The following is a 13,400-nucleotide window of genomic DNA, read 5'->3' as shown; positions in this document are numbered from 1 at the left end:
TCGGCAACCAAACGGCGAATGTCTTATACTAGAGGGCTTGATTTATAGGCCAGTGTCTTGATAAACCAGTAGTGATAAATCATGGTGCAGTACAAGTACCAGCAGTGAAAAAACAGCAATGATCAATCAGTGAGGCAAGTATGAATAGCGTAGAGAAACGGGCAATCCTCGGAGTCGGTGGCATCTTTGCCTTGCGTATGATTGGCTTGTTTATGATTGTGCCGGTGTTTTCTGTTTATGGTGACAATTATGCACACGCGACGCCGTTTTTGATTGGTCTGGCAGTTGGTATTTATGGACTAGGACAAGCGATCTTTCAGATACCGATGAGCCTTGCCGCTGATAAATTCCCACGTAAACCGATTATATTTTTGGGATTGATACTGTTTGCAGTCGGCGGCATGATTGCAGCAAATGCGACGGATATTTATCAGGTCATCATCGGGCGCGCGCTGGCAGGAAGCGGTGCGGTTTCTGCGGTGCTCATGGCATTGCTTGCCGACGTCACCCGCGAGGAGATGCGCACCAAGGCAATGGCGACGATGGGCTTGACCATTGCCACCTCTATTATGTTGGCCTTTGCCTTTGGGCCGTTATTAGTAGGCTCGCTTGGTATCTCAGGATTGTTTTGGCTGACGGCAGCATTTGCTATTTTAGCGATGCTGCTACTTTTTGTCGTACCCACGCCAATGCGCGTGCTCAAGCACAATCTGGATAACAAATCGATCGGTGAGCAACTCGCTACTGTGCTCAAAATCGGCGACTTAAACCGTTTGCACTTTGGAATTTTTGCGCTGCATTTGACCATGACAGCGATATTTGTAATCTTGCCGCATCAGCTCACAGAGGTGATGGGTCTATCGGTACGTCAGCAAGGCTTGGTCTACTTGCCGCTATTGTTTGTCGGCTTTGCCGTCGCCATTCCCTTTATTATCATCGCTGAAAAGAAGCGTAAAATGCGCCAAGTCTTTCTAGCTGCTATCGCCTTAATGACTGCAGCCTTGGCATTTCTTGCTTTTGGTAGTCAGGTTGGTGTTGGTATTATTTTTGGATTGCTACTGTACTTTATGGGTTTTAATTTGCTTGAGGCGACGATTCCATCTTGGATATCTAAGCGTGCACCAGTCGCCAATAAAGCAACCGCGATGGGGCTTAATTCATCGAGCCAGTTTTTAGGTGCGTTCGTTGGTGGCGCGATGGGCGGGCTGCTATTGAATCAGTCTAACTTGCTGGCATGGGGGCTGTTGTCACTTGTCATGGGCATCGCATTGCTGCTGATTACACCCATTGCCCAGCCACCTTATCTGTCGAGCACGACAGTAACCATTCCTAAAAACATCAATATCCAAGATTGGTCTCGGCAGATGCTAGCAGTCGATGGCGTGGATGAACTGGTCGTTATGGCAAAGGAGCAAGTCGCTTATTTAAAATTAGACAAGACCCAACTGACGGATGATTCGCGACAAGCACTGTCGCATCTGGCACAAAGCCCACTAGATATTTAAACAAAAATTGGTTAAAGTAAAATCATATCATTGATAGGAATCATTTTTTCTATCGAATAATTATTCATAAGTAAAAGGACGGTATCATGCGCGGAGTTAATAAAGTTATCATCATCGGTAACCTTGGAGCAGATCCTGAGGCACGCCAGTTCAATAATGGCGGTAGCGTGACTAATATCTCGGTTGCGACATCTGAGCAGTGGACGGATAAACAAAGCGGTGAAAAAAGAGAAGCGACAGAGTGGCATCGTATCTCACTGTTTAATCGTTTGGGTGAAATCGCTGCACAGTATCTGCGTAAAGGCAGCAAGGTCTATATTGAAGGTAGCTTGCGTACGCGTAAGTACCAAGACCAGAACGGTCAAGATCGTTATATTACGGAGATTCGAGCTGAGCAAATGCAGATGCTTGATGGTATGAGTGGTGGCCAAAGCGATAATGGAGGCTTTAGTAACAATCAAGGTGGCCAGAACTCAAACAGTTACGGCAACCAAGGCGGTCAAAGCAACCAAAATAATTTCGGTCAGCAAGCAGGTGGCCAGCCAGCACAGCGAGGCGGCTACAATAACCAACCGAGTGGCGGTCAGAACAGCTTTAATAACCAAAATGCACCTGCGCCGCAAAATCAGTTTAATCAACCCGCGCAATCTAAGCCTACGGCAATGTCAGATGGCCCTGTAGACGATGATATCCCGTTTTAGGAATACAATAACCTGATAGTGTAGAGAAAAGTCATTAGAGCCTATATTTATAGGCTCTTTTTTTGTTTAAAAGATAAAGATTTGAACAAGTATCTTTGAATTAAAAATCCCGTTAATAGCGGGGTTTTTTAGTTTTTATGAATAAATTATTAGAAAATTACCTATATGTTTATATTCACGCGATATCAGAGATTAAGTATCAAATAATAGACTTGCTTATTGTTATTTTGCTAATAAAAAACAAAACTTATGTTTATTTTTCATTCTGCTATTAAAGGCTGGAAATATATGCGATTACTATTGAGTGGTTTATCAAGGAAGTGTGGTTATTCACTGTTGTATATATAGTGAATTCAGTATAAAAACGATACAGTGGGACTGGGATAAATTTTTCGCAGCCTCTGTCTGCGTAGGCACAGCACGCGAGGAAAATTTAGACCAGTTCCACCTTGATATATAATGTATCTGTTTTATTTAGGATTGACTATAACCGTTATTTTTTAAAAGCGTTGTTGCCATTATTTTTATTTTCTTAGATTAACACATGAAGTGCAATACCAAATGCAAGGTGAAAAAAAGACCTAGATGCGCTAGCATCAAAGTTTTTATCCACCGACCAAAGTGAGATTGCAACCATGAGCTATACACATCTAAGCCTAGGTGAACGATACCAGATTTATGCCCTTAAAGGGGCAAAACATAGTATTAATTTTATAGCGAGGGTGTTAAACAGAAGTCCCAGTACCATATCAAGAGAGCTTAGGCGTAATAAAAGCCTACGAGGTTACCGAGCAAAGCATGCTAATAACAAGGCTTGTGACAGACGGGCTAACAACGCCACAACTATTGTGACTGACCTCTGGGCATGGGTGACAGACAAGCTTAAAGAGAACTGGAGTCCTGAGCAAATATCTGGCGTTCATGCTGGTATCAGTCATATGAGCATTTATCGCTATATTTGGCGTGATAAGAGGCAGGGCGGTACATTGTGGCAGTGTCTCAGACGTAAAGGAAAACCATACCGGCAGCGTCTAACCGCTGAGACTCGAGGCCGTATCAATGACAGAGTCTCGATTCATGAGCGCCCTTGTATTGTTGAAGAACGCTCACGTATTGGAGATTGGGAAGCGGATACCGTTATCGGTCAGCATCACAAGCAAGCGATTGTCACGCTCGTTGAACGTAAAACGGGGCTGCTGAAGATGAAGCGTGTGGGTCATAAAACAGCACAGCAAGTATCAGAGGCAATGATAGAACTCTTAGCGCCAGTGAGGTTGCAGGTTAAGACCATTACCTCTGACAATGGTAAAGAGTTTGCTCAGCATAAGAAGGTGAAACAAAAGCTCTTTAGCCCTTTCTTCTTTGCCGATGCTTATGCGTCATGGCAGCGAGGAACCAACGAGAATACCAATGGCCTTATCAGAGAGTACTTGCCTAAGGGTTGTGACTTTAGACAAGTCTCTGATAATGAAATACAGGACATTGAGAACAAACTAAACAACAGACCAAGAAAACGATTAGGGTTTAAAACGCCTATGCAGGCGTTCTATAATATTAATTAGCGTTGCACTTGGTGTGTTAATCTAAGTTTCAATTTTTATATTGAAATTTATAAAAACTACCTTCCATACCTTATATAAACCGTTTGTGCTATCCAATTCAATTAGTGCTAACAGTCTATTAATGACATTGATATACTCTATTTAATTAAATAGTATAGCTGATTTTAAGCGCCAAGGTTGCATGTAAAGCATCAGTTAACAATAAATTCAAATCTATCAGAGTTTGGCCATTCATGGCTGAAAAGAACAAAAATTAACTGGGTCGGCGTCTTATCGGTAAGATGCCTATCTTGCTGTCAATACTGAGTATAAAGCATGAACTACGGTGACGTGTTTCGCAAAAGCGATTTAGGTAGAGCAGAAATAAAATCTCAAAGTCTCGGTATATTGCCGCGAGAAGCGAGAACATTGCTGATTATGATTGATGGCAAGCGCACGTATCAAAACTACCTTGATACGCTTGATAATAGCAAAATGTTTGCTGATTTTGGCGGTGTTGGGCCTTTATTTGAATTACTTTTAGAGCTTGAGTGTATTGAACTGATTGGTGCTGCTAACGCTAGTTCGCAAATCCAAACAGCGCCTCAGGTATCTACTGTAAACGAAGCACCTACTGTTCCTCAAGTACCAGTCGCTAAGCAACCTCAATCTACAGACAACTCATTTGATATCAGTACTGAGATAGAGTTCGATCGTACTTTTAATAGCAAACCGCCAAGCAAAATTGCAGAGACTGGCAAAAAGTCTATCGGTATTATGTTTAAGGCAAAAGTTGCTGGTGCCAACTATGGAACCCTTAAATCTGACTTGGCGACCTACATTGAAAAAAATGCACTACCTGCAGAAGCTTGGGGCTATTTACTGAGTCTAGAGCAGTGTGAGGACAGCGCGCAATTATTACTGTTGGCACAAGAAGTACAAAAGAGCAGTAACGCGAATCTAGCACGTGGTATGAGCAAATTTATCAAAAAAATTCAACAGTCACGTTAGTACGGCCATTGATGAGTGATTAGCAATACCTGCACCGCCTTTTTTATAAATCTAGCAAATTAATTGGAAAAAATTATGGAGTCAGTCGATCTCTCAGAGTCAAATAGTCTAAAAATGCGGCAGGGTGAGCATATCATTTTGCGTCTGACTTATATCAGTCGTTATAACAACGATAACCTCAACGGTGAGGTAACTCGTATCCTTGAGCAAGCTCAGCAAAATAACGAGCGCAATGGTATCACTGGTGCGTTGGTGTTTAACCATAACTACTTTTTACAAAGTATCGAAGGGGCTAGGCCGGTTATCAATGGCTTGCTTAGAAAGCTTGTGCAAGATGAGCGTCATCATTCCCTGCAAGTCATAGAATGCTGTGAGGTTGAGCAGCGTCATTGGAACAAATGGTCAATGAAGTATTTGATTCCAAGCGATGAGAACAAGGGGCTTGCACTGAAGTTTTCGACAGGTAACGAATTCAATCCTTATTTGATGAGCACCAATCAGATTATGATGTTGATTGACACCTTATCAGAGCTTCAAGAGCAAGAAGAGCAGCGTGCCTCTCAAAAGAAAAAACCGTGGTATGCCCTTGGTTAATTGAGTAATGTCTATAAATGCGATCCGCTTTCATAATATTTGTATAAGAGAACAAACATGACATCAACACACGCAGATGCCCATATCTTAGTGAGCATGACCTATGCCAGCCGCGCAAACCCAAATGTATCAGCGACCGATTTCAATGAAATATTACAGCAAGCACAGATAAATAACGCTGCTAATAGTATCACTGGGATGCTAACGTTCAATAAAGATTATTTTTTGCAGACGATAGAAGGCCCAAGAGCGCAAATTAATCGATTGCTATACAGTCTCATTTCCGATGAGCGTCATCACGACCTACAGATTATTGACACACGTGAGCTAAAGCATAGGGAGTGGGCGAAATGGTCAATGAACTATGCGTCTCCGACCGAAGAGAACGCCGCAATCTATTTAAAGTACTCTACGACTATTGGTTTTAACCCTTACCTGCTAAATGCTGAATCTGCTCATGGGTTGATGAATGAGCTGAATGCACAAAAAGGCTAAATAAAAGTCGTTAGGGTTTAGACAAGCATTCGTTCGCAAGCTCATATGCTTTTGCTACAGCGCCTAGTTATCAGATGCTAATAAATCAGATTTATTAATATAGTGTATTAATGAATATTATTTTATTAAAAAATGAAAAAGTACTAATATTCAGGGAATACCGCATTTAAGAAACACTATAGAAAATAGAAATTTGTTGAGCTAAGTTTCGATAAGTAATTATTGTCGATAGCCATTTGCTATATAAGGTATAATGAATGCTTGTGTTTGCCAGCAATATTTTTATTATTCATGTTTATTAAAATAATTATGAATAATCTTTGATTAATCAAAAATCAAATTAACCCTTAAAAACTATTAATTTTTGAATAATGAATGAGTCATCATTCAGGTATCCCAATAGGCACAATGTCTCTATTGAGGTGATATTTTTTATCCGACAGTTGGACTTACTATGAGTAAAAATAACGCAATTGATTTAGATAACTTAAACGTAGATGAACTACGTGCCATCAGCGAAAATGCCCAGCAGCTTATTGCCAAAAAACAGCATCAGCGTTTGTATGATGCTTATATTCAGTTTGAGCAAATTGCAGAAGACAGCAACGCTACGATTGAAGAGATCTTAAAAGCTGGTGAAAAACTAGAGAAAAAACGCAGTATTAAGTATCGCAATACTGATAACAAGGAAGAAACTTGGACTGGTCGTGGACGTAAACCAACGTGGTTGGTTGAAGCACTAGCAGCAGGTCGTGGCCTTGAAGATTTTGCTATCTAATTAGGCTATCCAATTAGATAGTTTCGAGTCGTAACACAGTACGGGACGGAGCTTATCAGTCTTATGGATAATGGTTTATTTACAATCATTTAGTCATAAGCACTGAGGCTTTGCAAAATAAAAAAGCCAGTATCTTTATTGCCAATATTTTGGTAAAAAGATACTGGCTTTTTTTCTGTCATCTATAGGTCATTGTTTGTTATGATAATGACGTTTTTGTCTTATATAAGAGTTGTGCAACCGTGGCCCAAGTATCTGAGTTGTCTCATAAGCGTCCCCGCAAGCTTTGGTGGCTGATCGGATTTGTATTGTTTGCCTTATTTGCCCTATTGCAAATGCCAGCGGCATGGCTAATCCAAAAGTATGCACCCAATACGCCTTATGTGCAGCATGTGTCTGGCAATGTATGGCAGGGCTCTGCCATTTGGCAAATTCCTCTATCATCGACACCGCTCACAGGGATGGCCAAATGGTCATGGCAGCCATGGCAACTGCTCACAGGCAAGCTTGGTGCCGATGTGACTATCAACTCAGAGCAAACGAGGTTGAACGGACAGGTAAAGCTGGGTTTAAACTCATGGCAAGTTGATGATATGAGCGGAAAGATTGCTCCTGAGACTTTGGCAAGTGTGGTTGATTGGCAACTGCCTAACACACCCATTCAAGTCAATGGCGTTTCGTTAAAGCGTCAGTCTAGCGACAATGCATCATCGGAATCCGCTGAGAATGAGTCTGCTAAAAATGCGGCGGGATTTAGTGAAGCTGATGGTCAGTTGACCTGGGTTGGCGGTGAAGTCGGTTATCCGAGTGGTGGTAAGGTTTTTTATATCACTATGCCTGCATTGCGAGCTGAGCTGAGTGCTGAGCAAAAGAACAATAAAAATCTGCTGCATATCAATCTATTGAATAATCAAGATAAGCGCTTAGGCGATCTGTATATAGACGGGGATAACATGCTAGATGTCAGTCTGACTCAGCGCTTACTAGAAAACATGCCTGAATATAAAGGGCAAGCACCGCAGGATACACCAGTCGTTAGTTTGCGCCAGCCGCTGCTAGCTGGTCTGGGGGCGCCCTAAATGTCAAATATTGCTGCCAGCTTAAAGCCTGTCGTAAATACTCTCAATCGTTTTTCAGGGTGGTTGTTGCTACTGGCAATTGCTTGGCTATGTTGGACAGCGGCGCGTCTTTTGTGGTTACTATTAGCAGCGCCCTTAGCACCAGCATTGCCGCTAGCCCCTTTGCAAAACAATACAAAGTCTGCCAATGACTATAGTGGTTTGTTTGCGATATTTGCGGACCCTGACCCTATTGCAGCGGCAGTCCAGCCACCACCCAATGTTGAGCTTAAAGGCGTACTACTCGCTATACCGGAGAGCATGTCTTCAGCGTTGCTTAACATTAATGGTGAGGTGAAAAATTACCGAATTGGTGATGGACTAAAAGACAGCGACTATATTCTTGTCGCTGTTGACTGGAATTCGGTTATTATCGCGGATGCCAATGATAAAGAAACAGTGATTAGCATGCCAGATGCTATGTCGCTAGATCAAAGTGATATGCTGGCAGGCGGCGTCAGTAATCAGCGTCTGCCAGACAATAGTATGTTACCGACTGCGCCTCAGACACTACAAGATACGCCGCCTGAACCGACAGAGACGAATGGTGAAAGCAGTCCGCAAACGGCGATTGAAGAGGCGGTCACCGCGCTGCAAGAAAATCCTGCCAGTTATTTGAGTAGAATGGGGGTGATGGCCTCAGGTGAAAGCTATCAAGTCACCGCAGCGATGCCATCGAAGTTGCGCAATCGACTCGGACTGGAGCCAGGCGACAAAGTGTTGACAGTAAACGGACAAAACGTGGGCAATAATCCTGCTCAGGATGCAAGCGTATTGCAGCAAGTACAGCAAGCAGGCGAAGCACAAATCGAGGTTCAACGTGGTGAGCAAGTTATTACTATCCGCCAGCAGTTCTAATAAGACGGACTTTTAGCAAAGAGTGCTCGTTAAACACTCAGTACATATGACGCAATATCACTGTAGGTAATTATCAATATGGTAAGTTTTCATCAATTTTCAGCCACACCGTTACACCGTATCCTGCCGCGTTTGATGCGCCTGTGTCGTCCTCTTTGCCTAGCGGTACCCTTATGGGCTGCTAGCATGGGCCTAGCGAGTGCTGAGAGCTGGAAGGTAAACCTACAAGATGCCGATATCAAAGCTTTTATTAATGAGGTGGCAACCATCACTGATCAAAACTTTGTCCTTGATCCTCGTATCAATGGCAATGTGACGGTCATCTCAAACAAAGCCTTATCGCGTGATGAGATTTATCAGCTGTTCTTAAGTGTCATGCAGGTCAATGGGATTGCAGCGATAGAGGCAGGTACGACAATCAAACTGGTGCCAGATAATGTCGCCAAGCAGTCTGGTGTCGCCGTTGATTTGCGCGGCAATAGTGTCGGTGAGTCGCTTGCAACCCGAGTGATTTATTTGACGAATACTCAAGCAGCAGAAGTATTGGGCGTTATAAGACCTTTAATGCCGCAGTCTGCACATGCCGCCGCTGTGCCTGGTGTGAACGCGCTGGTGCTATCAGATCGCGCGGATAGCCTGAACCAACTCACGGCCCTTATCCGTGACTTGGATAGCAATATTAATGATAGTCTGCAAGTGATACCACTACGCCACGTCGATGCCGAACGTATGATGGAGCTAATCAGTGCCTTGGTGGCAAGCGCTGGTAGCGGACAAGCACAAGGTGGTAATAATCAACTCAAAGTGATCGCTGATTCATCAAGTGATCGATTGCTGGTCAAAGGCAGCCCTGAGATGATTGCCAAAGTTCAGGAGATGGTTAATCAACTAGATACCACACCGACAAGAAGACTGAGCGGTTTACGTGTCTTTCGCCTAAAGTATGCCAGCGCCAGTCATATTGCTGATATGCTACGAGGCCTTTTGGCCAATCAATCGATTAATAGCGCTGGAGCCACCTCAACGTTAGAGTCCGCTTCTTTAAATGATGCAAGCAGTACAGGGGCAACCATTAACAGTGCGGCGAGTGAGAGTATTGGCAGTAGCAGTAGTACATCAGTTGTGCCTACTAGCAATACAAGTGGAAGCGGTACAGGCGTTGGTGGAAAACCCTTTAGTATCATCGCTGACGAGACACAAAATGCCGTCATCGTCAATGCAGATCCTGAACTGATGTTTGAGATTGAAGATGCGGTCAATCAATTGGACAGTCGCCGCGCACAAGTCTTAATTCAAGCTGCTATCGTTGAAGTCTCAGGTGATGATGCAACCCAGCTAGGCGTTCAGTGGGCGCTTGGTAATGCCAATAGTGGCTATGGTGTCGTCAACTTCAATAATGTCGGTGCTAGTGCGACCACCTTGGCCGCTGCCGCATTGGGTGGTAGTGCTGCTGCGGGCGCCGCAGGTATTAGCTCCGCTGCCAGCTCTATCGTTGGTGCTTTGGTTGGGATTGGCGATAGCCGAAAAGACAGTCAGGGTAATACGGAATTTTATGGTGCCATTTTGCAGGCACTCGACTCTTCTACCAGTGCCAATCTATTGTCCATGCCGTCTATTTTGACATTGGATAATGAAAAGGCCAGTATCTTGGTTGGTCAAAACGTACCTTTTGTCACAGGTTCTTATACTACCAGTGGTAACAACTCAAACAACCCTTTTCAGACCATTGATCGTCAAGATATTGGTATCAATCTTAACGTTATCCCTCATATTGGTGATAATGGCACCGTACGTTTGGAGGTCTCACAAGAAGTATCTTCCGTCGTACCAGGTACTACTGGCAATGCTAGTGGTTTGACTACCAATAAAAGTCTCATTAATACAACGATTTTAGCCGATGATCAGCAGACCATTGCCCTAGGTGGTTTGATGCGTGACAATAGCACCACACGCCAGCAAAAAGTTCCGGGCTTAGGAAATGTACCAGTGATTGGCAGGTTGTTCCGCTCTGACAATGACAGTACTCAAAAGAGTAACTTGATTATATTTTTACAACCAACCATCTTACGTGATGGTGGCGCGGTTGCCAGTGTGACCGAGCGTAAATTTAACCAGATGCGTGTACTGCAATTGGTCATCGATAAAAATGGTACGATCAAACAGCTCCCGTTGAGCGGAACACAGGGCTGGGATGGTAATGTCGATGCAGACTATGAATTGATGCCGCTCAACCCCCTTATTCCTAAGCGCGATCAAACCCCGCGGTCAACCCCTCAAGGTTTCACTAAGGTAGATAGTCCCAACGATGGTATAACGACATATCCTCTCAATCGTTAAAGCAGCTATTAACCACCACTTTAAACAACTGATATATTAAATCAGCACAAGCCAATGTACGATGTAATAAACAAAAATTACATCATACATTGGCTTGCGTATTCGTAACACAGCTAAACAGAGCGACCGTCGTATTTTACGTATACTAAACTTTAGTGAGATAAAAATAGGTATGCACATTTATATCCATAAAATTGGTGCTGTATCAATAGGTAGAGACAATCATGGCAAATCATAAAAGGGGTAAAAGTTGGCTGGTCTTGGGTGCTGTGGCCACCGCCTTATTGATTATTCCTCGGCGTAGTAGTCGAAAATCCGATAAGGTGACTGACACTAATATCGCAAATTTAAAAAATAAGAATGCTCATCACGGGGATAAGGATACCCAGTAGGGGCGCATAGCGCTTTATAGTGAACGCGGCATCGCTTGAATAGGCTGTTACTACAACCATGTGTATAATATGATGGTTGATAAGGTATTTTGCTAAACACGTTGTTTTTGGAGTGTATTTATGTCTGGTCCTGAGTCATCAAATAGGGTAAATCAAGCCTTGAGCAATTGTTATCCGCTCATTGATACCCATACACATTTTGATGCGCCAGTATTTGATAATGATCGAGAGCAACAGGTGCAAAAAGCTTACCATCAAGGTATACGTCATCTTGTGCTGGTTGGTTATCTTTATCAGCATTTTGAGCGTATGTATGACACTAAGCAGTTGATCGATAAGTTATCAAAGCGTTTTGGCATAGACACTGGCGAGCATAACGAGTCTGATTTCTGTACCCATATTGCGCTAGGCTTACATCCTTTTTATATCGAGCAGCATACTGATGCTCATTTGACAGAATTGGCACAAATGGTTGCTGCCTGTCGACCATTAGCCATTGGTGAAATTGGCTTGGATACCTTTACTGACGCAATGAAAGAGCCTGATGTTTTTGATAAACAAAAGCGGTTCTTTAAGGCGCAGCTAGATATCGCTGTGACCTATCAGTTGCCAGTGATGCTTCATATTCGTAAGGCGCATGCCGAAGCGCTTGCTATATTAAAAGCGCATGAATACGATGCTCATACATTGGGCGGTATTGCGCATAGTTTTAGTGGTGGTGAACAAGAAGCCAAGGCATTTGTGAAACTAGGGTTTAAGCTGGGTGTTACAGGTCAGGTGACCAATCCGAACGCCAAAAAACTGCGCCGTGCTATTCAGGCCGCTGTGGATACATATGGTATTGAGTGCTTGGTGATTGAGACAGACTGTCCGGATATGACGCCGATTATGTGTCAAAATTCAAATAGTCAGCATTCAGCCGTTGGACAAAGCCTAGACAATGAATGGGAGGCAGCCCACGCACATGATAGGAATATTCCTGCTAATTTGCCTTGGGTATTGTCGAGTTTAAGTGAATTATTGGGTGTCTCACAGGATAAACTTGCTAAGCAGTTATGGCAAAATAGCTGCGATGCTCTAAAAGTAAACTGGGCCTACCCAACATAATTATTAAACTTATACTTAAAAGATGAAGTAAGCACAGTCAAAATATTTAAAAAGAGTATTTAAAAAGCTATGAATGAAACCAGACAAATTGAGCACCCAGTCGTAGAGCCAGTCACTACCGAATATGATAATGTACAAGCTAGCGTAGATGAAAAAAATGAGCAGTATGACCGCCGCTTCCAAGGTACGCGTACGCTTTATGGCACATCAGCTGTCAATACGTTTGCAGCGTCGCATGTTTATATCATTGGGGTAGGCGGTGTTGGTTCTTGGGCGGCAGAAGCGCTGGCACGTACGGCAGTCGGTATGATTACCTTGATTGATTTGGACGTTTTGGTGGCCTCTAATGTCAATCGGCAGCTACCGGCGTTAGACAGTACGTTTGGTCAAAGCAAAATTGAGGCAATGGCGGCACGTATTAAGGAGATCAACCCTCAAGTCACCTTAAATCTCGTTGATGATTTCTTGACCGTCGAAAACGTCGCAGCGCTACTGCCGAGTCGCCACGAAGCGAAAGCAGCTGCCGATCAAGGTAGGCCTACTGTAATTTTAGATTGCGTGGATGATATGAATGCCAAGCTGGCGATTGCCCTACATTGCCGTTTTAATAAATTAAAGCTGGTCTGTGCAGGTGGTGCAGGTGGTAAGATAGATCCAAGTCAAATAAGAGTGAGCGACTTGCGTGATAGCTATCAAGATCCATTGCTTGCCAAATTGCGTAACAAGCTGCGCCACGAAAAAGGCATCAATAGCGCGCTAAAAGAGAAGTTCGGTATCAAATGTGTTTATTCTACCGAGCCACCACATGTGGATAAGAGCTGCCAAGCAGGCGGATTACAATGTGGTGGTTATGGGTCGGCAGTGGTCGTCACATCGGTGGTCGCAATGATTATGGTCAATGAAGCGTTACAATTATTGATAAAGCAGACGAGTCACCAATCGAGCGTCTGATATTATTTAATG

Annotated in this window: 12 protein-coding genes; all 12 read left to right on the top strand. The window is 43.4% G+C overall.

Annotated elements, in window-relative coordinates:
• The first annotated feature begins 140 nt into the window (after positions 1-140).
• The 12 genes from HL061_RS05705 to HL061_RS05650 all read left to right on the top strand — a co-directional run bounded on the left by HL061_RS05705 (position 141) and on the right by HL061_RS05650 (position 13,388).
• Positions 141-1,505 (top strand): MFS transporter, encoded by a 1,365-nt coding sequence (locus tag HL061_RS05705; protein ID WP_071002204.1) that lies wholly within the window; start codon positions 141-143, stop codon positions 1,503-1,505.
• 86 nt (positions 1,506-1,591) lie between these two features.
• Positions 1,592-2,206 (top strand): single-stranded DNA-binding protein, encoded by a 615-nt coding sequence (gene ssb / locus HL061_RS05700; RefSeq protein ID WP_071002203.1) that lies wholly within the window; start codon positions 1,592-1,594, stop codon positions 2,204-2,206.
• 635 nt (positions 2,207-2,841) lie between these two features.
• Complete coding sequence (locus HL061_RS05695; RefSeq protein ID WP_025643743.1) at positions 2,842-3,768, top strand: IS30 family transposase; 927 nt, start codon at positions 2,842-2,844, stop codon at positions 3,766-3,768.
• Between the two features lie 315 nt (positions 3,769-4,083).
• Positions 4,084-4,758, top strand: coding sequence for a hypothetical protein (locus tag HL061_RS05690; RefSeq protein ID WP_071002202.1), 675 nt, complete (start codon positions 4,084-4,086; stop codon positions 4,756-4,758).
• A gap of 75 nt (positions 4,759-4,833) precedes the next feature.
• Positions 4,834-5,352, top strand: coding sequence for a BLUF domain-containing protein (locus HL061_RS05685; RefSeq protein WP_071002201.1), 519 nt, complete (start codon positions 4,834-4,836; stop codon positions 5,350-5,352).
• A 57-nt stretch (positions 5,353-5,409) separates the two neighbouring features.
• A complete protein-coding gene (locus tag HL061_RS05680) occupies positions 5,410-5,847 on the top strand; it encodes a BLUF domain-containing protein (RefSeq protein ID WP_071002200.1) in 438 nt (145 codons plus the stop codon).
• 454 nt (positions 5,848-6,301) lie between these two features.
• Positions 6,302-6,625, top strand: coding sequence for an H-NS histone family protein (locus HL061_RS05675; RefSeq protein WP_071002199.1), 324 nt, complete (start codon positions 6,302-6,304; stop codon positions 6,623-6,625).
• A gap of 242 nt (positions 6,626-6,867) precedes the next feature.
• Complete coding sequence (gspN, locus tag HL061_RS05670) at positions 6,868-7,704, top strand: type II secretion system protein N (RefSeq protein WP_083328865.1); 837 nt, start codon at positions 6,868-6,870, stop codon at positions 7,702-7,704.
• Positions 7,705-8,601 carry a type II secretion system protein N gene (locus tag HL061_RS05665; RefSeq protein ID WP_071002198.1) on the top strand — a complete coding sequence of 299 codons (897 nt, stop codon included), beginning with the start codon at positions 7,705-7,707 and terminating at the stop codon, positions 8,599-8,601. It begins immediately after the preceding gene.
• A 78-nt stretch (positions 8,602-8,679) separates the two neighbouring features.
• Positions 8,680-10,938 (top strand): type II secretion system secretin GspD, encoded by a 2,259-nt coding sequence (gene gspD, locus HL061_RS05660; protein WP_252962612.1) that lies wholly within the window; start codon positions 8,680-8,682, stop codon positions 10,936-10,938.
• Between the two features lie 512 nt (positions 10,939-11,450).
• The gene (locus HL061_RS05655) at positions 11,451-12,437 is read left to right on the top strand and encodes a TatD family hydrolase (RefSeq protein WP_071002196.1); all 987 of its coding nucleotides are present in this window, start codon (positions 11,451-11,453) and stop codon (positions 12,435-12,437) included.
• Positions 12,438-12,506: 69 nt separating this feature from the next.
• Complete coding sequence (locus tag HL061_RS05650; protein WP_071002195.1) at positions 12,507-13,388, top strand: tRNA threonylcarbamoyladenosine dehydratase; 882 nt, start codon at positions 12,507-12,509, stop codon at positions 13,386-13,388.
• Positions 13,389-13,400 lie beyond the last annotated feature (12 nt).

This window comes from Psychrobacter sp. PSP (assembly GCF_024085615.1).
GTDB classification, from domain to species: Bacteria; Pseudomonadota; Gammaproteobacteria; order Pseudomonadales; family Moraxellaceae; genus Psychrobacter; species Psychrobacter pacificensis.
The sequence above is the reverse complement of the archived record's forward strand: the minus strand, read 5'-3'. Positions and strand labels throughout refer to the sequence as shown.